The organism is Acidovorax sp. SRI_002 (assembly GCF_057586455.1).
On the sequence record NZ_JBYCZW010000007.1, the window covers coordinates 238,583 to 258,013 of the forward strand.

General features: G+C 64.7%; 18 protein-coding genes. 11 read left to right on the forward strand and 7 right to left on the reverse strand.

Annotation, left to right across the window (positions count from 1 at the left end; genetic code table 11):
• The first annotated feature begins 265 nt into the window (after positions 1-265).
• The 3 genes from AC2YJX_RS20400 (at position 266) to AC2YJX_RS20410 (ending at position 5,034) form a co-directional block, all read left to right on the forward strand.
• Positions 266-1,354, forward strand: a complete 1,089-nt coding sequence (locus AC2YJX_RS20400; RefSeq protein ID WP_487257122.1) for a DUF6817 domain-containing protein — start codon at positions 266-268, stop codon at positions 1,352-1,354.
• 232 nt (positions 1,355-1,586) lie between these two features.
• The gene (locus AC2YJX_RS20405) at positions 1,587-2,423 is read left to right on the forward strand and encodes a MetQ/NlpA family ABC transporter substrate-binding protein (RefSeq protein ID WP_487257123.1); all 837 of its coding nucleotides are present in this window, start codon (positions 1,587-1,589) and stop codon (positions 2,421-2,423) included.
• Between the two features lie 301 nt (positions 2,424-2,724).
• A complete protein-coding gene (locus AC2YJX_RS20410) occupies positions 2,725-5,034 on the forward strand; it encodes a putative bifunctional diguanylate cyclase/phosphodiesterase (protein ID WP_487257124.1) in 2,310 nt (769 codons plus the stop codon).
• A gap of 355 nt (positions 5,035-5,389) precedes the next feature.
• Here AC2YJX_RS20410 and AC2YJX_RS20415 read toward each other — a convergent pair whose 3' ends face one another.
• Positions 5,390-6,037, reverse strand: a complete 648-nt coding sequence (locus tag AC2YJX_RS20415) for an FMN-dependent NADH-azoreductase (RefSeq protein WP_121419901.1) — start codon at positions 6,035-6,037, stop codon at positions 5,390-5,392.
• A gap of 154 nt (positions 6,038-6,191) precedes the next feature.
• Here AC2YJX_RS20415 and AC2YJX_RS20420 point away from each other — a divergent pair, with 154 nt between their 5' ends.
• The gene (locus AC2YJX_RS20420) at positions 6,192-7,139 is read left to right on the forward strand and encodes a LysR family transcriptional regulator (protein WP_055397516.1); all 948 of its coding nucleotides are present in this window, start codon (positions 6,192-6,194) and stop codon (positions 7,137-7,139) included.
• 138 nt (positions 7,140-7,277) lie between these two features.
• Positions 7,278-8,147: an HDOD domain-containing protein gene (locus AC2YJX_RS20425; RefSeq protein WP_055397514.1), complete on the forward strand. Its 870-nt coding sequence runs from the start codon at positions 7,278-7,280 to the stop codon at positions 8,145-8,147.
• A 59-nt stretch (positions 8,148-8,206) separates the two neighbouring features.
• On the opposite strand, the gene AC2YJX_RS20430 is transcribed toward AC2YJX_RS20425, so the two are convergent.
• The 6 genes from AC2YJX_RS20430 to AC2YJX_RS20455 all read right to left on the reverse strand — a co-directional run bounded on the left by AC2YJX_RS20430 (position 8,207) and on the right by AC2YJX_RS20455 (position 13,622).
• Positions 8,207-9,373, reverse strand: coding sequence for an ankyrin repeat domain-containing protein (locus AC2YJX_RS20430; protein WP_487257125.1), 1,167 nt, complete (start codon positions 9,371-9,373; stop codon positions 8,207-8,209).
• The gene (locus AC2YJX_RS20435) at positions 9,370-9,984 is read right to left on the reverse strand and encodes a sigma-70 family RNA polymerase sigma factor (RefSeq protein ID WP_370449732.1); all 615 of its coding nucleotides are present in this window, start codon (positions 9,982-9,984) and stop codon (positions 9,370-9,372) included. Before AC2YJX_RS20435 ends, AC2YJX_RS20430 begins: the two co-directional genes overlap by 4 nt.
• A gap of 38 nt (positions 9,985-10,022) precedes the next feature.
• A complete protein-coding gene (locus tag AC2YJX_RS20440) occupies positions 10,023-10,790 on the reverse strand; it encodes a hypothetical protein (RefSeq protein ID WP_487257126.1) in 768 nt (255 codons plus the stop codon).
• 152 nt (positions 10,791-10,942) lie between these two features.
• Positions 10,943-11,824, reverse strand: a complete 882-nt coding sequence (locus AC2YJX_RS20445; protein ID WP_487257127.1) for a hypothetical protein — start codon at positions 11,822-11,824, stop codon at positions 10,943-10,945.
• Positions 11,825-11,969: 145 nt separating this feature from the next.
• Complete coding sequence (locus AC2YJX_RS20450; protein WP_487257128.1) at positions 11,970-13,316, reverse strand: methyl-accepting chemotaxis protein; 1,347 nt, start codon at positions 13,314-13,316, stop codon at positions 11,970-11,972.
• A 75-nt stretch (positions 13,317-13,391) separates the two neighbouring features.
• The gene (locus tag AC2YJX_RS20455) at positions 13,392-13,622 is read right to left on the reverse strand and encodes a hypothetical protein (RefSeq protein WP_487257129.1); all 231 of its coding nucleotides are present in this window, start codon (positions 13,620-13,622) and stop codon (positions 13,392-13,394) included.
• Positions 13,623-13,895: 273 nt separating this feature from the next.
• On the opposite strand from AC2YJX_RS20455, the gene AC2YJX_RS20460 reads away from it, so the two are divergent.
• From AC2YJX_RS20460 to AC2YJX_RS20485, 6 genes are all read left to right on the forward strand, one after another.
• The gene (locus AC2YJX_RS20460; RefSeq protein WP_487257130.1) at positions 13,896-14,480 is read left to right on the forward strand and encodes an RBBP9/YdeN family alpha/beta hydrolase; all 585 of its coding nucleotides are present in this window, start codon (positions 13,896-13,898) and stop codon (positions 14,478-14,480) included.
• Between the two features lie 231 nt (positions 14,481-14,711).
• Positions 14,712-15,716 (forward strand): sulfate ABC transporter substrate-binding protein, encoded by a 1,005-nt coding sequence (locus AC2YJX_RS20465; RefSeq protein WP_029413810.1) that lies wholly within the window; start codon positions 14,712-14,714, stop codon positions 15,714-15,716.
• 31 nt (positions 15,717-15,747) lie between these two features.
• Positions 15,748-16,617, forward strand: coding sequence for a sulfate ABC transporter permease subunit CysT (cysT, locus tag AC2YJX_RS20470; RefSeq protein WP_436126501.1), 870 nt, complete (start codon positions 15,748-15,750; stop codon positions 16,615-16,617).
• On the forward strand, positions 16,614-17,522 hold the full coding sequence (cysW, locus tag AC2YJX_RS20475) for a sulfate ABC transporter permease subunit CysW (RefSeq protein ID WP_029413814.1): 909 nt from the start codon (positions 16,614-16,616) through the stop codon (positions 17,520-17,522). Before cysT ends, cysW begins: the two co-directional genes overlap by 4 nt.
• A 12-nt stretch (positions 17,523-17,534) precedes the next feature.
• Entirely contained in the window at positions 17,535-18,659 is a 1,125-nt protein-coding gene (locus tag AC2YJX_RS20480) for a sulfate/molybdate ABC transporter ATP-binding protein (RefSeq protein WP_055397497.1), read from the forward strand.
• 147 nt (positions 18,660-18,806) lie between these two features.
• Entirely contained in the window at positions 18,807-19,343 is a 537-nt protein-coding gene (locus tag AC2YJX_RS20485) for a disulfide bond formation protein B (protein ID WP_199731376.1), read from the forward strand.
• Positions 19,344-19,431 lie beyond the last annotated feature (88 nt).

The following is a 19,431-nucleotide window of genomic DNA, read 5'->3' on the forward strand; positions in this document are numbered from 1 at the left end:
TTACAAATGCTCGCCATAGCCTGAGCTATGGCTGTGCTTTGCGCCTAAATCTGAAGCGTATTTGCGCGCCTTTCGGGCCCGGCTAAAAAACTCTCAGCCTCTGAGCCTGAAAGCCCGCAGCACGCAGTGGGGCTGACCGAGCCGTCGTGCAGGCGCGTGCTGGGTGTGAGGGCCGGGTCACCCCGGTGCTTGCACACCCGCCGTGTGGGCAGATACTGTGTGTACATTGCATTACCTGCACGATCAACGCCGGAGACACAACACCATGACCCTGCCGCTTCACCCCCTGGACCCTGACCTGTTTGCCCGCGCATTGCCGCTGCTGGACGAAGAGTGGCTGACCCGCGACCCTGAACTTGCGCCCGTGCTCCCCATGGTGCTCGCGCGCAATGTGGGGCAGGACTGGCACAAGGCGGGCACGTTTCGCCACCACCTGGTGGGCGTGACGCGCACGCTGACCGTGTGGCAGCAGCCGCGTGACGTGCGCCTGCTGGGCCTGCTGCACAGCGTGTATGGCAATGCGTTTGTGGACCTGGTGAAGTTCGACCCCGCCAAGGAGCGCGCCCGGGTGCGCGAGATTGCGGGCGAGTCGGCCGAGCACCTGGTCTACCTGTTCTGCACCCAGTCGCGCACGCAGTTTGTGCAAAAGGTGCTGGCCCATGCGCTGGAGGCGGACGGCAGCCTGGTGCTGCAAAAGGATGGGCAGGACCACGTGCTCACACCCTACGAGGTGGCGGCCTTCATCATCGTGAGCATGGCCGACACCATCGAGCAGTGGTTCAGCTGGCAGGACGATATCTTCTCGCGCTTTCCGGACGTGCAGCACCGCAGCCAGAAGGCGCACTGGGCCGCATCGCTGTGGCCCGGGCCCATGCGGCCGTCGGGGCGCATGGTGCACCAGATCAATGGCCTGGCCAAGGCGCTGCAGCACCCGGGGCTGAAGGACGTGCTGCCCATGCCACCCGTGTTTGCACACTGCTCGCAGCACCTGTCCGCCGCCAACGAGGCGGCAGCCACGTCGCTGTACTGGTCCGTCATCCAGCAAGACCAGCCGCTGGTGGACCTGGACGTGGCCACTGGTGTGCTGGAAAGCGCTGTGCGCCACAACCCTTGGGTGGGCGAGCCGCAGATGGTGCTGGCCCAGCTGTATCTGTCCGCTGGCCGCAAGGACGACGCCAAGGCCGCCGCCGAGAGCGCGCTGCACCTGTTCAGCGCCTGGGGCAATGCATGGGACAAGCGCGTGCAGTGGGACGCCTGGGTGGCCTGGACGCGCATCCTGCTGCAGGGCGCCACGGTGGAAGGCACCTGGCCCGAGCGGCTGGACAAGCTGAACAACGTGGCGCTGCGCGGGTGACTTGGAACATCCCCCTGAGTGGCTGCGCCACTTCCCCCTTCCCGAATTGCTGCGCGATTCGGGAAGGGGGACGCAGCCCTCGCTGCGGGGCGGCCCTTGCTCGGCTGCCATCGCCAGTCGCGCGCCAGTCTCATGAGGTGGGGGTGAGGTGCACGGGCCTTGTCTTCTTATTCGAATGAGTTTTAATGAAATAAAAACTTATTCGTTCCTGTTTTATCGGGAAAACCCTAGGATGCGAGCCATCTCTCAACGAAAGGTTTTCCCTGTGAACAACAATAAGCGCCTTCTCCTGCAATCCGCCCTGGCTCTGGCCGCTGCTGCCGCTTTCTCGTCCGGCGCCATGGCCCAGGACAAGCCCATCAAGGTGGGTGTGACCGGCGGCCCCCACGCCCAGATCTTCGAGCAGGTGAAGAAGGTTGCCGAGAAGGACGGCCTGAAGATCCAGATCGTCGAGTTCAGCGACTACGTGCAGCCCAACGCCGCGCTGGCTGCGGGCGATCTTGATGCCAACAGCTACCAGCACAAGCCTTACCTCGATGCGCAGGTGGCCGACCGTGGCTACAAGCTGGTGTCGGTGGGCTACACCGTCAACTTCCCCATCGGCCTGTATTCCAAGAAGGTCAAGAAGCTCGAAGACCTGAGGGAAGGCGCCAAGTTCGGCATCCCCAACGACCCCACCAACGGCGGCCGCGTGCTGCTGGTGCTGCAGGACAAGGGCCTGATCAAGCTGCGTGAGGGCGCGGGCCTCAAGGCCACGCCGCTGGACGTGGTGAGCAACCCCAAGAAGCTCAAGTTCGTGGAACTCGACGCTGCCCAGCTGCCGCGCTCGCTGGACGACCTGGACGCCTCGGCCATCAACACCAACTTTGCGCTGTCGGCTGGCCTGAACCCTGGCAAGGACGCGATTGCGCAAGAAAACGCCAAGAGCCCCTACGTCAACCTGATCGCCGTGCGCGAAGCCGACAAGGACAAGCCCTGGGTGGCCAAGCTGGTGAAGGCCTACCACTCGGAAGAAGTGAAGAAGTTCATCCAGACCGAGTTCAAGGGCTCGGTGCTGCCAGGGTTTTAAGGCTTCACGCTGAGCGCACCCTGTAATGGGTGGGCGCTGCGGTGCCCTGGTTTGACTTTCTCCCGCGAGGGGAGCGGGCGCCCGAAAGCGCTGTCGAAGAACGGCAAATATTCAGATTCCATTGGCATCCAGCGCTTGTCCAGCAGGCGCTGGATGCTATTTTTTTGGTAGCTATTGGCCGGCCCAGTGCCCCGGCTGCTTTGAGGGGAAACAGGCGGGCCACGCTTGCGTCCACAATGGGAGGGTTAACGTTCTGTAGCAATTACGCACAGCACACCCCTTCCACCACGGCCCCCCACCCATGTCCTTCGCGGAACGAATCCTCTCAGCGGTCTGGTTGAGCGCAGCCACGCTGTTGTTCGCCGCGTCGCTGTGGGTGCCGGACGTCAGCGTGCGGGTGTTTCTGGACAACGCCTCGTGGACGCTGGCGTTTGGGCTGTCGGCCTTCTGGGCCTGGCGCGGCTGGGTGCAGGCGCCGCCTACCGACCGCGCGCTGCACGCCGGTCTGCTGGCCTTTGCCCTGCTGGTGGCTGTGGGGCAGATGGTGTGGAACGTGCAGGTGGCGCTGGACTGGAACCCGTTCCCCGCGCCTGCCGACCTGTTCTTTCTGGCCGGGGGCCCGCTGTGGGCGGCCACCGTCATCCGCGCCACGTTTGCCCGCCTCTCGCGTGACCGCGCCTACCCGGCGGCGCTGGACTTTGGCGGTGCCGTGCTGGCGCTGCTGGCCTTCACCCTGGTGATCTATCTGCCCTCGGGCGGGGTGGGGTCGGCAGCGGTGGGTACGGTTCTGGTGCTGTACCCGGCAGGGTTCCTCACGGCGGCGGGAGTCACGGCGCTGGCCATTCCTACCGTAGGGGTGCGGGTGGCGCGCTCGCACCTGCTGGTCTTGATGGGCCTGTTGGGCTATGGCCTGAGCTGGATGCAGTGGAACCTGATGGTGATCAGCAGCACGGTGGAGCCGGGTGTCTGGTTCAACGCCAGCTTCAGCCTCTCGGCGCTCGCCCTGGGTTGGGGCGCGCGCTGGCTGCGCTTTGAGATGTCGGTGGATGCCGACTACCGCCGCCAGTGTGACCGGGCCATGAACTATGTGCCGCTGGTGTCGATGACGCTGGCGGCCATCACCCTGGTGCTGCTGTTTGTCGCGCCCGACGGGCGTGCCGGTGTGCAGGCGCTCATCTTGGTGTGCTGCCTGCTGGTGCTGCTGCTGGCCGCACTGCGCCAGACCATTGTGGTCAGCCTGCTCAACCGCCTTCGCACGGCCGAGGCCGCCGTGCTGCGCAACGAAGAGCAGCTGTACCGGGTTGCGCACTTTGACGCGCTTACCGGCCTGCCCAACCGCCGCTACTTTGAAGACGCGCTGGAGCGCGCCGTGGCCGAGGCCGCGCGCGACACGCAGGGCACCAACCGCCGTGTGGCGCTGCTGCTGATCGACCTGGACCACTTCAAGAGCGTGAACGAAACCTACGGCCACCGCGTGGGCGATGCGCTGCTGAGTGAGGTGGCCCAGCGCATCACCCAGCTGCTGGCGGGGCAGGGCCTGGTGTCGCGGCTGGCCAATGACCAGTTCACCGTGATGCTGCTGCGCCCCGCCTCGCGCACCGAGCTGGCGCAACTGGCCGCATCGCTGGTTGAAGGGCTGGGGAGACCCTGGGAGCTGTCGGAGGTGGGGGCGCAGTACATGGGTGCCAGCCTGGGCATCAGCCTGTACCCGGACGACTCTGCCAACAGTGTGGAGCTGGTGCGCCACGCGCATTCGGCGCTGCACGCCACCAAAAGCGCAGGGCGCGGCTCGTACCGTTTCTACATCGAGGAGTTCACGCAGATCACGCGCAGTCGGCTGGAGCTGCGCCGCCGCCTGCACAGCGCGCTGCAGGGTGGCGAGTTCACGCTGGTGTACCAGCCCCAGCTCAACCAGCAGCGCCATACGGTGGGCGCCGAGGCGCTGCTGCGCTGGTCGGTAGACGGCAAGGCGGTGCCGCCGGACGAGTTCATTCCGCTGGCCGAGGAGAGTGGGCTCATCGTGCCGATGGGCCTGTGGGTGTTCGACACCGCCTGCCGCCAGGTGGCGCAGTGGCGCGCCGAGGGCTGGCAGGTGCCGGTGGTATCGGTCAATGTCTCCACCATCCAGCTGCGCGAAGCAGGGTTCACCCAAACCTTGCTGGGAGTCACCCAGCGCGCGGGGGTGGCGCCTGCGGACCTGGTGCTGGAGATCACCGAGTCGCAGTTGCTCGACGAATCGCTCTACGCCATTGCGCTCGACCTGAAAAACGCGGGTTTTGCGCTGTCGATCGACGACTTTGGCACCGGGCACTCGTCGCTCATCAAGCTCAAGCGCCTGCCAGTGGGTGAGCTGAAGATCGACAAGGTGTTTGTGCGCGACATCGTGGTGGATGTGAACGACCGCGAGATCTGCGCCACCATCAATGCGCTGGCCCGCACGCTGGGCCTTTCGGTGGTGGCAGAAGGGGTGGAGACCGAGGAGCAGCTGCAGCTTTTGATCAAGATGGGCTGCGAGCGTTTTCAGGGCTGGCTGTTTGCCCCGGCGCTGCCGCCGGAGCAACTGGCCCGGCAGTGGCTGCAGCGGCAGTCGACAAGCCGCACAACCGTCTGAACGCGGATTTGCTATTTAATTTATAGCTATTAGCGCTTGTCTAATAAGCGCTGGAGTCACTTTTCAGCATAAAAAAAAGCCCGGCATGGAGCCGGGTTTTGCAATGTTGGCGGGGCCTGGTGTCCTGAGCTGGAAGTTCGTTGATGAAATGAATTTCCAACTCAGGACACTAGGGATCCTCTGCACGAATCGAGTGGTAAGTGTGCGCTGCGGATCTGGAGGGGCTGCCAGGCGCAAAACGCAGCAATAGCTGTAGCTATTGCGAGGTTTTGCAACACCGCAGACCACCCGAGTCCGCAGATGCACACGGTGCGGTGATTCGTGCAGAGGGTCCCCAGGGCCCTGCAGTTGCCGTTCAGGCCGCTTGCGCTACGCTGGCCTGGTTGGCTGCGGCGCCGGTGTGGTTGGTGATTTCCACTTCGGCGGAAGCCAGGGCTGCGGCCTTGGCATCAGGGCCCATGGCCACGCCTTCAGCGCGCACAAACCGCACGTCGGTGATGCCGAAGAAGCCGAACACCACCTTCAGGTAGCTCTCCTGGTGCTCCATGGCCTGGCCGCCTTCGCTGGTGGAATACACGCCACCCCGGGTGGAGGCCACGATCACAGTCTTGCCTTTGGCCAGGCCTTCGGGCCCGTTGGCGGTGTACTGGAACGTGCGGCCGGGTTGGGCAAGCCGGTCGATCCAGGCCTTGAGCTGGGTGGGAATGCTGAAGTTGTACAGCGGTGCGCCAATCACCACCACGTCGGCTGCCAGAAACTGGCTGACCAGTTGCTCGGACACCGCGTTCTCGCGCTTTTGCGCTTCGCTCAAGCCTTCGGTCTGGCCAGTGCGCGGAGTCATTGCGTCCATTGTGAAGTGTGCGGGGGTGTTGGCTACCAGATCGAGGTAGGTCACCTCGGTGGCTGGATGGCTGGCTTTGTAGGCGGCCACGATCTGTGCCGTGAGCTGTCGCGAAACGGAGTTGGCACCGGTGATGGCGGAATCGACGTGAAGCAGTTGCATGAAAAACTCCTTGGGGTTCTGTGGATGGAGCCACAGCGTGTGGCCATGGGATGAATTGTGGTTGTTCATCCGTTTGTTGATAAGGTGGTTAATTTGAGATAGATTGTTCCATCCATCGAATGAATCGCGCGTGGCTACAACCCGCACTTCCACCATGCAAGACCTCAATGACATGCTGTATTTCGCCGAAGTGGTGGAGCGCGGTGGCTTTGCCGCTGCGGGCCGCGCCCTCGGCATCCCCAAGTCGCGCCTGTCGCGGCGCGTGTCCGACCTGGAGGCGCAGCTGGGTGTGCGTCTGCTGCAACGCACCACCCGCAAGCTGTCGCTGACCGAAGTAGGCGAGGCCTACTTGCGCCATTGCCAGGCCATGCGCGAGTCGGCCCAGGCTGCGGCCGACACTGTGGCCCAGGTGCAGACCACACCGCGCGGCACCATCCGCGTGAGTTGCCCGGTGACGCTGGCGCAGACCGTGGTGGCCGAGCTGATGCCCCGGTTTCTCGCCCAGTACCCCGAGGTGCGTATCGACATGCTGGTGAGCAACCGTGCGGTGAACCTGGTGGAGGAGGGCATCGACGTGGCGCTGCGCGTGCGCCCCTCGGTGGACGACAGCGGCAGCATGGTCGTCAAGCGGCTGGACCACACCACGCAGATCCTGGTGGCCAGCCCCGAGCTGCTGATCCGCCAGGGCACGCCAAAGACGCTGGACGATCTGGCCAAGCTTGACAGCATTGCCATGTCGGCACCCGAGGGCCGGTCCATCTGGAATCTCATCGGCCCTGGCGGCGTGCACCAGATGGTGCAGCACACGCCGCGCTATGTGGCCGATGACCTGCTCACACTCAAATACGCCGCCGTGGCAGGCACCGGCGTGTGCTGGATGCCCGACTACATGTGCCAGGAAGAAATGCGCGAGCGCAAGCTGGTGAGGGTGCTGCCTGACTGGGCGCCCGCGCCCGCCATCGTGCATGCGGTGTTCCCCTCGCGCCGTGGGCTGTCGCCCGCCGTGCGGCGGTTTCTGGACTACCTGGGCGAGGCCATGCCCGGGCGCAGCAGCCTGAGCACGCGGCAGGCCCTGCAGGGGCTCGACGGCGCGAATATCTGAGTTGCTGAGCGCAAAGACTGCGCTTGTACACGGGTTCAATGGGCGGCACGCTTTTTGGCCCCACAATGCAACGAATTGCAACTGTGCGGGCTGCCCCCGTCCCTGTGTTCAGCACACGCGGCGGCCCGGGGATTTTTTGTGACTGCTCCACACCCCATCGACCAAGACATCCGGCAGGCCCGTGTGCACCCCGCCGTGCGGGCCATCGTGGTTCCGCCGTGCCCCGAGTCGTTGCTGCGCCTGCAGCAGATCATGGCCGAGCCCGAGCTGGATTCGGCGGCCCTGGAACAATTGGCGTCCTCCGACGTGGCCCTGGCCGCTGCCGTCATGCGACTGGCCAACAGCCCGCTGTATGGCCTGGCCCAGCCGGTGCAGACCGTGGGCATGGCGCTCACGGTGTTGGGGCTGCAGCCTGCGGTGCAGTTGCTGTCGGCCTTCATCACGCGCAACGCGCTGCAGGTGCGGTCCCCGTTGCTGGAGCATTTCTGGGAAAGCTCGCAGCGCCGCGCCATCGCCTGCGAACACATCGGCCACCAGCTCTACAGCTTTGACCCGGGCCTGGGCTACAGCTTCGGTCTGTTCTGCCATGTGGGCATGCCGGTGTTGGTGAAGGCGGTGCGCGGCTATGCTGGCACCGTGACCGAGGCCCTGGCACGCAAGGACCGCACCTTCACCCAGACCGAAAACGCCAGCCACCGCACCGACCACGCCGTGATGGGCGCCATCGTCGCGCGCACCTGGCACCTGCCAGGCGACGTAGCGCAAGCCATCTGGCTGCACCACGACTTTGCCTGCCTTGATGACGAGCGATTTGACCCTACCGTACGCCACCTGGTGGCCCTGGGCCTGCTGGCCGAGTTTCTGGTCAATCAGCATGACAACCTGCCGCCCACGCGCGAATGGCAGCAGCATGGGCAGGCCTGCATGGACCACCTGCACGTAACGCAGGACGAGCTGGACCACTGGATCGACGCGCTGCATCCGGCGTTTGAGGCCGTGCGGTTCTGATGCCGATGCGCGGCTGATCAATCAGAAGACCGTTCGGGCTGAGTCCATCACCGCCGCCCTCAGCGCACCGCCTCCAGCAACTCGGCCAGGCGCGTATGCCCCCGCTGCGCAGCCCACTGCGCCGCATTCAGGCCCTCGCGGTCCACCAGCCGGGGGTTGGCGCCCAGGGCCAGGAGCTTCTGGGCGGTGGTGGTGTGGCCGTTCATCGCTGCCAGCATCAAGGCGGTTCTGCCCTCGTTGTCGCGGGCGTCCACAGGCGTTCCCTGGCGGACGAGGCTTTCTATCTGCTGGGGGTTGCCCGCACGGGCAGCGTCCCACACGTTGCCTGGCAACGATGCACCGAGGCGTTTTTGCATGGAGGCGGTGGCTGCTCCGTTGCTGTCGCGGGCCACAGAGTCGGCCAGCGGGCTGCGGGCGGCCGGGGCTGCAGCAGCGGCCGCTGCCTGGGGCTCGGGCGCGGCTGGTGGGGGGGGCTGTTTTGTGGGAGCTGTTGCCGCGTGCTCGCGGCTCTCGGCGTTGGGGGCGGCGACCGGGGAGGGCGATGCGGGGAACCCAGACATGGCTCCGGCTGCGCGGGGGGCGTGCAGGGTTTCAGTTTCTGCGGCTGCTGTGGAGGCAGACGCGGGGGCGGGGACCACAGCCGTGGCAGGTGCTGGAGTCGGTGCCGGGGTTGGTGCTGGCGCGGTCTTGGCTAAGGGCTGCGCGGGGGGCGGTGCGTGCGCAGGCGAAGGTGCCGTGGTGGACTTGGGGGCCACGGCCCCGGTGGTCGGGCTGGTGGTGTTGCGGGCGCGCTCCTGCTCCTGTGCGCTGTCGGGGGGGGCTGGCAATGTGGCCGACGGAGGCGGGGAGAGGGCCTCTGGCAGGGGCTTGGGTGTGGGGGCGGCCGAGGGCGCGGGGGCTGGGGCGGTTTGGGCTGCAGGTGCGGGCGCCTCGGCCCGGCGGTGGCTGAATGCGGTGTCCCGCTCCTCGGGCGTGCCGCGTTCGAACTGCAGCATCAGCAAACCGGTCAGGCCCACCACGGCCACGGTGGCCAGGGCCGAGATCTTCCAGTGTGCCTGGTTGGCGGCGGGGGCTTCAGGCGTTGGAGCGGGGCCTGCAGTGTGGGCGGCCGCCACCATCTGTGCATGCGCGCGCACGGCCTCGCGCACATGCGCGCCGGGGCGGGCGCCTTCCTGCGCGCTGGCTTCGTGGTAGCGCCGGACCAGCTCGTCGTCCTGCAGGCTCATACAAACTCCTTGAGGTGCTGGCGCAGGCTGGCCCGCGCGTAGCGCAGGCGGCTCTTGGCGGTTTCGAAATTCACGCCGGTGGCCTCGGCAATCTCCTGCACGCCCAGGTCGCCTTCGGCCTGCAGCAGGAAGGCCTCGCGCTGCTCCAGCGGCAACTGTTCCACCGCCGCAATCAGCGCGGCCGCCTGTTCGCGCGACTGTAGTTGCCGCACGGGCCCAAAGCCCGAGTCGGCCACCAGTGTGTCGGCCAGCCTGCGCGCATCGTCGTCGCTCGCATCCAGGCTGGTGTGGTGCCTGGCGGTGCGCAGGTGGTCCACCAGCCGGTGGTGCGCCAGGGTGAACAGCCAGGTGCGGAACTTGGCTTTCACCTCGTAGCGGGCAGCATTGCGCGCCACGGCAAACCACACGTCCTGCAGCAGGTCATCGGCCTCGGCCTGCACCTTGACGCTGCGAAACACAAACCGCCACACCGCCAGTTCGTGCCGCCCATACAGTACATCGAACGCGCCCAATTCTCCTGCGGCGTAGCGCAACATCAGCGCTTCGTCGGAGTCCTCCATGGTGGCGGGGAATGGGGTGGATGGCACCCGCGCATTATGGGAGGGACTCATGCGCTGGCGGACAGATCCGCTGGGGTTGCATTCAGGGCCTACCTCGGGTCTGGTACGTAAGACACGTTGTCCGATTGCGGCACGGTTTGCGGTACCGGCGGGTGCGCACGCCGCTTTCGGATCACGCCTTTTGCAATCAGGTTTTTGCGGCTGTCGTAACGGATGCTGATGACCTCTTCGAGGAGGTGCGACACAACCGGGGTCTGGCGCTGCCCGTGCGGGGCTTCCTCGCTCAGACGGTCTTCGCTGCTAACTTTGTTGCGGTGTTGGCCGGACGGTTCAGGCCTCACCTGTGCAACGGGGTCGATGATCCGCTGGCGGAACAATGCAATCTGGATCAGGCCCACCTTGGTTGAGCGCGCAGTGAGGTCGGCGTGGGAGTTTGCAACGTTTGCGAACTCGAAGTGAGGCAACGTGCCGCTGGATTTGTACCAGCCGGCAATTCGATCGCGCGCATGGGGCAAGAACACATAGCCGCTCCGTCTCCACCCGTCGTTCTGACCGGTGAACTCATCGGTCTGACCGGTTAGTACGTCGACGCCATCCACCATTAGCACGACATTCACCCTATCGCCGCTGCGATTGTGCAATGTGACCGCATACTGGGCCCCAGGTCGGCCAGCGACCCAGTATTGGCCCTTGGCGTAGTACATCGGCAGCCTGGCGCCTGTATTGGGGTTGACGATAGTGACTTGGGCCAGGCGGCCGATGGCCTGGGCGGGCAAGCTGGTCAGCGCGAGCAGTACGGCCAGCGCGGTGACGGTGGTATGGTTGAGGGCAGGGAGTGTGGGGGAACCGGTTTTCATAGCGGCCCTTTGACGATGTTATTGGTGCTGAGTGAAACGAGCGGAATGGCTGGGTCGGATCAGGGGCAGTCGGCCGCCGCGCACTGTGCGAGGCGCCCGTTCACCTGCGCGCGGGACGGCTGCGCATGGCCGGTCCGCTATCTCGGGCCCAGTCAATTCGGGTCCGGCACATAGGACAGGTTGTCCGATTGCGGGAATGCCCGGGGCACCGGCATGCGCGCTGGCCGTTCGCGGATGATGCCGCTGGCCACCAGGTTCTCGCGGCTGTCGTAGCGGATGCTGATGATTTCATTGGGCTGCTCCTGCAGGCGCGTGAAGCTGGTGTGGGTGACGACCGATGTCTCGCGCTGGCCGTGCGCCGTGCCCAGCTTGGCCGACGGCATGGGGGCGGCCTTGGCCACACTGTCGGCAGATTGCGAGCGGGCAGAGGATTCGGCCGATGGATCAGGGGCCGCCGGTGCAGCGGCAGCGGGTGACGCGGGTTCCTCCCGCAGGCGCCCGAGGCCGTGGCCGTTGTCACGGCGCTGGCTGTAGGGCTCGGGGGTGATGGCGGGGGCAGGCTGGGGCACCGGCGCCTGTTCGCGGAACAGTGCCACGCCAATCACGCCCACATGCGCCGGGCGGCCCGTGCGGGCGGCATACGAGTTGGCAATGTGGGAAAACTCGAAGGCCGCTACCTGGCTGTCGCTCTTGCGCCAGCCGGTGATCTGGTAGCGCTCGTACGGCGAGAACACATACCCGCGCTGGTCCCATGCAGCGGTTTCGCCGCTGAGCACATTGACTCCGTCCACCGAGGGAACGGCCAGCACCCGCTCTCCCAGCCGGTTGCGCACCGTGATGGCATACCGCGCCCCGGGCCGCCCTGCCACCCAGTATTCGCCCCGGGCGTAGTGCACCGGCAGCGTGGCGCCGGTGTCACGGTCCACGATGGTGACATCAGCCAGGCGGCCAATGGCCTGGGCAGGAAGGTGGGCCAGGCCCAGCAATGCCGTCAGGGCGGCGAGGGCGGGCAGGGTGAGCGAACGGGGTTTCATAGCAGCTCCATCAAAAAAATGTGGTGGTGCTGTATGAAACGAACGGGGTGGGTCAATGGGGTTGAGAGGTGCCGAAAAAAATCAAAAATAGTTTTCAGCACTGCATCGCACCCAAGCTTGCGGGCCTACCGTTCGCACTGCGGTCTCAGTGAGCGAGGCGTCGCGCGCTGGTGGTGGGCAGGGCATTGCCCCGGTGACTCGCTGTGGCGCGTGTGCCCATGCCTGCTGCAGCGCTGCCGCTGACCTGGAACACGGCCACCAGCTCTGCCAGGCGCTGGGCCTGCTGGCGCAGGTTCTCTGCGGCAGCGGTGCTTTCACCCACCAGCGCGCCGTTTTGCTGCGTCATCTGGTCCAGCTGGGTCACGGCCACGTTGACCTGCGAGATGCCGTCGCTCTGCTCGGCAGCGGCGGTGCTGATCTCACCAATGATGCCGTTCACGCGCTGCACGCCTTGCACGATCTCGTTCATGGTGTCACCCGCATTCGCCACGAGCTGGGTGCCCGAGTCCACTTTTTCGACACTGGACTGGATCAGCGCCTTGATCTCCTTGGCGGCCTCTGCGCTGCGCTGTGCCAGGCTGCGCACCTCGGTGGCCACCACCGCAAAGCCGCGCCCCTGTTCACCCGCGCGCGCTGCTTCCACGGCAGCGTTCAGCGCCAGGATGTTGGTCTGGAACGCAATGCCGTCGATCACGCCGATGATGTCGGCGATCTTCTGGCTGCTGTGGTGGATGTCCTGCATGGTGCTCACCACCTGCTGCATCACCTCGCCGCCCTTGGTGGCGGTGCTGGCGGCGGTTGTGGCCAGTTGGTTGGCCTGGCGGGCCGAGTCGGCGCTCTGGCGCACGGTGGCGGTCAGCTCTTCCATGCTGGCGGCGGTTTGCTCCAGGCTGCTGGCGGCTTGTTCGGTGCGGTGGCCCAGGTTCTGGTTGCCACTGCTGATGTCGTCGCTGGCGGTGCGCAGCTGCGCAATGTTGTCGCGCACGGCCGAGACCAGTTCATGAAAGCGCTGTTGCATGTCGCGCACGGCCACCATCACGCTGCCGGTGTCGCCCGCCTTGACCTGCACGTGCGCCGTCAGGTTGCCTTGCTGGATGGCCTGCACCACGGCGCGCACTTCGCTCGGCTCTGCCCCCAGCTCGCGGCCAATGCTGCGCGATACCAGCACTGTCACCGCCACGCTGATCAGCACGGCCAGCAGGGTGATGGTCAGCATCACGCCGGTGAACTGGCTGGCGTCCTGGTTGGCCGTCTGGCTGTTCTTGATGATGCGGCCTTCCTCGTAGTCGATGAGCTTGTTGGCTGCGGCCAGCCATTGCTCGTACTGCGGTTTGGCCTCGGCCCAGAGCAGGGCTTCGGCGCCCGCGCGGTCGCCAGCCTGCATCAGTGCAACCACCTTGCTGGTGGTGGCCACCGTGCGTGCTTCGATGTCCTTGAGCGCTTGCACCATGGGGCCCACTTCGGGTGGGACCTCTTTTACGGTTTTCAGCACGTTGTCGAGTTGCGTGGCGGACTGGGCATAAAAGTCGGCCAGCCGCGCGATGGATTCAATCTCTTTTTTGCGCGCCTAGTCGTTGGGCGCCAGCACCACATCCCGCACCGCGATGGAGCGGTCGTGGGCCGAACCCCGGAAGTTGATGGCAGTGCGCTGGATGACAGCGTTTTGCGTGGCATTGGCGGTCAATGCGCCATCGATGCCCCGTGCAATAAGCACGCTGTAGACCGACATGCCGAGCAAAGCCACGATGACCAGGCCGAAGCCCGCCATCAGGCGCTGGCTGATTTTCCATGTGTGCATTGAAGGAGCCTCTTGAAGATGTCTTGGGGCGACGTTGCCCATACAAACCGCCAGGCGTCCCCGTTGGAGGGGCAGACCACGACAAGATGTTTGCTTTTAGTTACATTGTACTGATTGGTTGCAAATTAAACCGTTTGGTTTAACTTATTTACTCGATAGTCAATGCTTGTTTGTCTGGGCAGGAACTGAGGCTTTTTTTAGATGTTTTGGCGATTAAATAACAAAAATTAAGTCGTTTGGGTTTTAAAGCGCGGCTCGCAGAATGCAAGTGCTGTGACCTCTACCATCTCCATCATCATCGTCCCCGGCTGGCGCGACTCTGGCCCCGGACACTGGCAAAGCCTGTGGGCCGAGCGCCTGCCCAATGCGCGCCGCGTGGTGCAGGACGACTGGATCACGCCCACCCGGACGGCCTGGGTGGGGCAACTGGAAAAGACCGTTTTGGCCGCGGCGAAACCCGTGGTGATCGTGGCGCACAGCCTGGGCTGCATCGCTACCTCTCATATGGGCTCCGAGGCCGCGTCCCGGGTGTGCGGCGCGCTGCTGGTGGCCCCGGCAGACCCGGAGCGCCGCGCCATCCTGAGCGACTTTGCGCCCGTGCCCTACGCCGCGCTGCCCTACCGCAGCATTGTGGTGGCCAGCAGCAACGACCCTTTTTGCCCCATCCGGCTGGCGGGTGCCTATGCCCGGGCCTGGGGCAGCGAGTTCGTGCGCATGCAAAACGCCGGGCACATCAACATCGACTCGGGCCATGGCGAATGGCCCCTGGGCTGGGCATTGCTGCAATCGCTGGAAGGCGACCACGCCGTGCCGCAGCAGCCTGCCGCCCCAACACACGTAACGTCTGCAGCGGCCTGATTGCTATAATTTTTATAGCTATTAGCGCTTGATATTAAAGCGCTAGCGGCTTATTTGGCTTGAAGCGCCGCGTACGGGGTGGCTACCCGGGCAGGCATGCAATCGACCTGCGGCGGTCGATGAAAAATCCATATACCAATATACGATTAATTAACAAGAATATATTCTTTTGAGTTTTAAGGGCGCCTCCGCACAATGCGCCATCTCCAGTATTTTTTGGGCGACACCACCATGACTTCTTTGAAACTCAAGACCCTTCTTGCCTCCCTGGCCCTGGCCGCCAGCGGCATGGCTGCCGCACAGAATTCCCTGTTGAACGTGTCGTATGACGTGGCCCGCGAGTTCTACAAGGACTACAACGCCGCCTTTGCCGCGCACTACAAGAAGACCACTGGCCAGGACGTGAAGATCGACCAGTCGCACGCCGGCTCCAGCGCCCAAGCCCGTGCCGTGAACGACGGCCTGGCCGCCGACGTGGTGACCATGAACACCACCACCGACGTGCAGTTCCTGGCCGACAGCGGCGTGGTGGCCAAGGACTGGGCCAAGAAGTTTCCGCACGATGCATCGCCCACCACCTCGACCATGCTGTTCCTGGTGCGCAACGGCAACCCCAAGGGCATCAAGGACTGGGAAGACCTCATCAAGCCCGGCGTGCAGGTGATTGTGGTGAACCCCAAGACCGGCGGCAACGGCCGTTATGCCTACCTGGCTGCCTGGGGCGCCGTGCGTGAAAAGGGTGGCACCGAGGCGCAGGCCGCCGAGTTTGTGGGCAAGCTCTACAAGAACGTGCCTATCCTGGCCAAGGGCGGCCGTGATGCCACGGCCACCTTCCTGCAGCGCAACCAGGGCGATGTGCTGATCACCTTTGAATCCGAGGTGGTCTCCATCGACCGCGAATTCGGCGCGGGCAAGGTCGATGCGATCTACCCCTCTGTGAGCGTAGTGGCCGAGAACCCCGTGGCCGTGGTGGAGCGCACCGTGGCCAAGAAGGGCACGGCCCAGCTGGCCAAGGCGTACCTGGACTACCTGTACTCTGATGAAGCGCAGGAGATCGCGGCCAAGCATGCGATTCGTCCCCGCTCGGAAACCGTGCTCAAGAAGTACGCCGACACGTTCAAGCCGCTCAAGCAGTTCACGGTGGCCAAGTATTTCGGCTCGCTGACCGAAGCGCAGAAGGTGCACTTCAATGATGGCGGCCAGTTCGACAAGCTCTACACGCCCGGCGCCAAGTAAGCCAGCGCGTTTCGTTTCTACCTCCTCACTTATGACCACCGCGACTGCAGTGGCCGCAGCCCCGGCCGGACGGCGCGCGCCCAAACGCGTGCTGCCCGGCTTCGGACTGACTCTGGGCTACACGCTTTTCTATCTGAGCATCATCGTGCTGATCCCGTTGTCGGCACTGATCTTCAAGACCTTCACGCTGACCTGGGAGCAGTTCTGGGCGGCCATCAGTGCGCCCCGCGTGATGGCTTCGTACCGGCTCACCTTCGGGGCTTCATTCCTTGCGGCGCTGGTCAACCTGGTGTTCGGCCTGCTGATCGCCTGGGTGCTGGTGCGCTACAAGTTTCCGGGCAAGAAGATTGTGGACGCGCTGGTAGACCTGCCGTTTGCGCTGCCCACCGCCGTGGCCGGCATCTCGCTGACCGCCTTGCTGGCTGGCAATGGCTGGGTCGGCAGCATCCTGGAGCCCATGGGCATCCAGCTGGCGTTCAAGCCCGCAGGCATCGTGATCGCGCTGATCTTCATCGGCCTGCCGTTCGTGGTGCGCACCGTGCAACCCGTGCTGGAAGACGCTGAAAAAGAACTTGAAGAAGCCGCCACCTGCCTCGGGGCCACGCGCCTTCAAACCTTCACCAAGGTCATCCTGCCTTCCATCACCCCCGCGCTGCTCACCGGCTTTGCCATGGCGTTCGCGCGGGCGGTGGGGGAGTACGGCTCGGTGATCTTCATCGCCGGCAACATGCCCATGGTGTCTGAAATCACGCCGCTCATCATCATCGGCAAGCTCGAGCAGTACGACTACGCAGGTGCTACCGCGGTGGCGGTGGTGATGCTGGTCATCTCCTTCATCCTGCTGCTCATCATCAACGCGCTGCAGGCCTGGCAGCGGCGCCACGCGGGGGCTCCAGCATGAGCGGCAACAACTCCCGGACTATCCGCCGCGCACAAGCGGGCACTACTGAAGCGCCCTGGGTCCGCTACACGTTGATCACCATCGCGCTGATCTTCATGCTGCTGTTCCTGGTGCTGCCGCTGGCCGCGGTGTTTGCCGAGGCGCTGCGCAAGGGCTTTGGCGCGTACCTGGAAGGCCTGCGTGAACCCGATGCCTGGTCGGCCATCAAACTCACGCTGATCACTGCACTCATCGCCGTGCCGCTGAACCTCGTGTTTGGCGTGGCGGCTGCATGGTGCATTGCCAAGTACGAGTTCAAGGGCAAGGCGTTCTTGACGACGCTGGTGGACCTGCCGTTTTCGGTATCGCCCGTGGTGGCGGGCCTGATCTACGTGCTGATGTTCGGCGCGCAGGGCTGGTTTGGCCCCTGGCTGCAGGCGCACGACATCAAGATCATCTTTGCCGTGCCGGGCATCGTGCTGGCCACCGTGTTTGTGACCTTTCCGTTCATCGCCCGCGAGCTGATCCCGCTGATGCAGGCGCAGGGCAACGACGAGGAGCAGGCCGCCATCGTGCTGGGCGCCACCGGCTGGCAGACCTTCTGGTACGTGACGCTGCCCAACATCAAGTGGGGCCTGCTGTACGGCGTGATCCTGTGCAATGCGCGGGCCATGGGCGAGTTTGGCGCGGTATCCGTGGTGTCGGGCCACATCCGTGGGCAGACCAACACCATCCCGCTGCACGTCGAGATTCTCTACAACGAATACCAGTCGGTGGCTGCGTTTGCGGCGGCCTCGCTGCTGGCGCTGCTGGCGCTCGTCACCCTGGTGATCAAGACCATTGCAGAGCACCGCAACGAGCAGGCGCTGAAGGCGGCTGCCGAATTGCCCCCCGAGCGGCCCGCGCCTTTGCCAACCGCCCGCTGAAGGAAGAAGACCATGAGCATTGAAATCCGTAACGTCAGCAAGCAATTCGGCGACTTCCAGGCGCTGCGCGATGTGAGCCTCGATATCGCGTCGGGCGAACTCATCGCGCTGCTGGGCCCCTCGGGCTGCGGCAAGACCACGCTGCTGCGCATCATCGCGGGCCTGGAGACGGCCGATGTGGGCACCATCCATTTCAGCGGCGAAGACACCACCGATGTGCACGTGCGCGAGCGCAACGTGGGCTTTGTGTTCCAGCACTACGCGCTGTTCCGCCACATGACGGTGTTCGAGAACGTGGCCTTCGGCCTGCGCGTGAAGCCCCGCAAAGAGCGACCGAGCGAGGCGCAGATCAAGCAAAAGGTGACTGACCTGCTCAAGCTCGTGCAGCTCGACTGGCTGGCCGAGCGCTACCCCTCGCAGCTGTCCGGTGGCCAGCGCCAGCGCATCGCCCTGGCCCGTGCCCTGGCGGTGGAGCCCAAGGTGCTGCTGCTCGACGAACCCTTCGGCGCCCTGGACGCCAAGGTGCGCAAGGAACTGCGCCGCTGGCTGCGCCGCCTGCACGACGAACTGCATGTCACCTCGATCTTCGTGACCCATGACCAGGAAGAAGCGCTGGAAGTGGCCGACCGCGTGGTGGTGATCAACCAGGGCCGCATTGAGCAAAGCGGCTCGCCCCAGCAGGTATGGGACCAGCCAGCCAGTCCGTTTGTGTATGGCTTTTTGGGTGATGTGAACCTGTTCCACGGTCGCGCCCATGAAGGCCTGGTGCACCTGGACGGCATGCAGATCGACTCGCCCGAGCACAGCCAGGCGCAGAACGCCAAGGCCTTTGCTTACGTGCGCCCGCACGACCTGGACGTGGAGCGCTATTCGCCCGGTGCAGGGCTCGACGCCGAAGGCCGCCCGCGCGGCATCGTGGCCCAGCTCAGCCGCGCCATTGTGGTGGGCCCGATTGCAAGGCTGGAACTTATTCCCTCCGACGACCACAAACCAGCGGACAATGCGTCCCCAGAATCCTTGATTGAAGCGCAGATCCCTGCGCAGCAATTCAAGGAAATGGGTTTCAAAGAGGGCGAAACGCTGGTGGTCACACCACGCCGCGCCCGAGTGTTCTTGGATCACGCTGCTGGGATTTGACTCCCCCTGAGCCGCTTCGCGTCTTCCCCTGAGGGGGACGACGGCCTTTGCTGTGGGACGGCCCTTGCTGGCCGTCCGCGCGTTTGGGCTGTGACGGTTTCAGAGGCAATGCCCTGGGCGGTTACTGTTGGATGAGGGATAAGAATGATGGTGTTGAACTGGATCGATCAGGCCCCGCGCCGCGTGCTGGCGTTGATCAGTGTGGCCTGCGTGGCCATGCTGGCGTTTGGCATGTACCTGCAGCATGTGGTGGGCCTGGAGCCATGCCCCATGTGCATCGTGCAGCGCTATGCTCTCATTGGTGTAGCAATCTTCACAGGTCTGGCAAGCGCTAGGGGCTCAAAAGGCTGGTGGATGGGCTGGGGCGCGCTGGCCCTGATCGCATCCGGCTTCGGCGCCTTCGTGGCGGCCCGCCAGAGCTGGCTGCAGTGGTACCCACCCGAAGTCGCCACCTGCGGCCGCGACTTCTACGGCATGATCGAAAACTATCCCATCAGCCGCGCCATCCCCATGATCTTCCGGGGCTCCGGTGACTGCGCTGCGATTGACTGGACCTTCCTGGGCGGCTCGATAGCCAACTGGTCGTTTGTGTGTTTTGTGGGGTTTGCGGTGGTGCTGCTGGCGCTGTTGGTGCGCGGGTTCACCAGCGGCAATCGTCGGGGTTCCGGTTACTCGATGGCTTGATGCGCCGGGGTCGGCTCGCTTGTCGTAGCCCGTAACTTGCATCAGAAAAAAAGGCGCTCCTTGTGAGCGCCATTTTTTTTTGCGTTGG

What these genes read in the sequence shown, in the direction of transcription:
- AC2YJX_RS20400 (WP_487257122.1), top strand. Translation starts at nt 266, where the DNA reads ATGACCCTGCCGCTTCACCCCCTGGACCCTGACCTGTTTGCCCGCGCA.
- AC2YJX_RS20405 (WP_487257123.1), top strand. Translation starts at nt 1,587, where the DNA reads ATGCGAGCCATCTCTCAACGAAAGGTTTTCCCTGTGAACAACAATAAG.
- AC2YJX_RS20410 (WP_487257124.1), top strand. Translation starts at nt 2,725, where the DNA reads ATGTCCTTCGCGGAACGAATCCTCTCAGCGGTCTGGTTGAGCGCAGCC.
- AC2YJX_RS20415 (WP_121419901.1), bottom strand. Translation starts at nt 6,037, where the DNA reads ATGCAACTGCTTCACGTCGATTCCGCCATCACCGGTGCCAACTCCGTT.
- AC2YJX_RS20420 (WP_055397516.1), top strand. Translation starts at nt 6,192, where the DNA reads ATGCAAGACCTCAATGACATGCTGTATTTCGCCGAAGTGGTGGAGCGC.
- AC2YJX_RS20430 (WP_487257125.1), bottom strand. Translation starts at nt 9,373, where the DNA reads ATGAGCCTGCAGGACGACGAGCTGGTCCGGCGCTACCACGAAGCCAGC.
- AC2YJX_RS20435 (WP_370449732.1), bottom strand. Translation starts at nt 9,984, where the DNA reads ATGAGTCCCTCCCATAATGCGCGGGTGCCATCCACCCCATTCCCCGCC.
- AC2YJX_RS20440 (WP_487257126.1), bottom strand. Translation starts at nt 10,790, where the DNA reads ATGAAAACCGGTTCCCCCACACTCCCTGCCCTCAACCATACCACCGTC.
- AC2YJX_RS20445 (WP_487257127.1), bottom strand. Translation starts at nt 11,824, where the DNA reads ATGAAACCCCGTTCGCTCACCCTGCCCGCCCTCGCCGCCCTGACGGCA.
- AC2YJX_RS20455 (WP_487257129.1), bottom strand. Translation starts at nt 13,622, where the DNA reads ATGCACACATGGAAAATCAGCCAGCGCCTGATGGCGGGCTTCGGCCTG.
- AC2YJX_RS20465 (WP_029413810.1), top strand. Translation starts at nt 14,712, where the DNA reads ATGACTTCTTTGAAACTCAAGACCCTTCTTGCCTCCCTGGCCCTGGCC.
- cysT (WP_436126501.1), top strand. Translation starts at nt 15,748, where the DNA reads ATGACCACCGCGACTGCAGTGGCCGCAGCCCCGGCCGGACGGCGCGCG.
- cysW (WP_029413814.1), top strand. Translation starts at nt 16,614, where the DNA reads ATGAGCGGCAACAACTCCCGGACTATCCGCCGCGCACAAGCGGGCACT.
- AC2YJX_RS20480 (WP_055397497.1), top strand. Translation starts at nt 17,535, where the DNA reads ATGAGCATTGAAATCCGTAACGTCAGCAAGCAATTCGGCGACTTCCAG.
- AC2YJX_RS20485 (WP_199731376.1), top strand. Translation starts at nt 18,807, where the DNA reads ATGGTGTTGAACTGGATCGATCAGGCCCCGCGCCGCGTGCTGGCGTTG.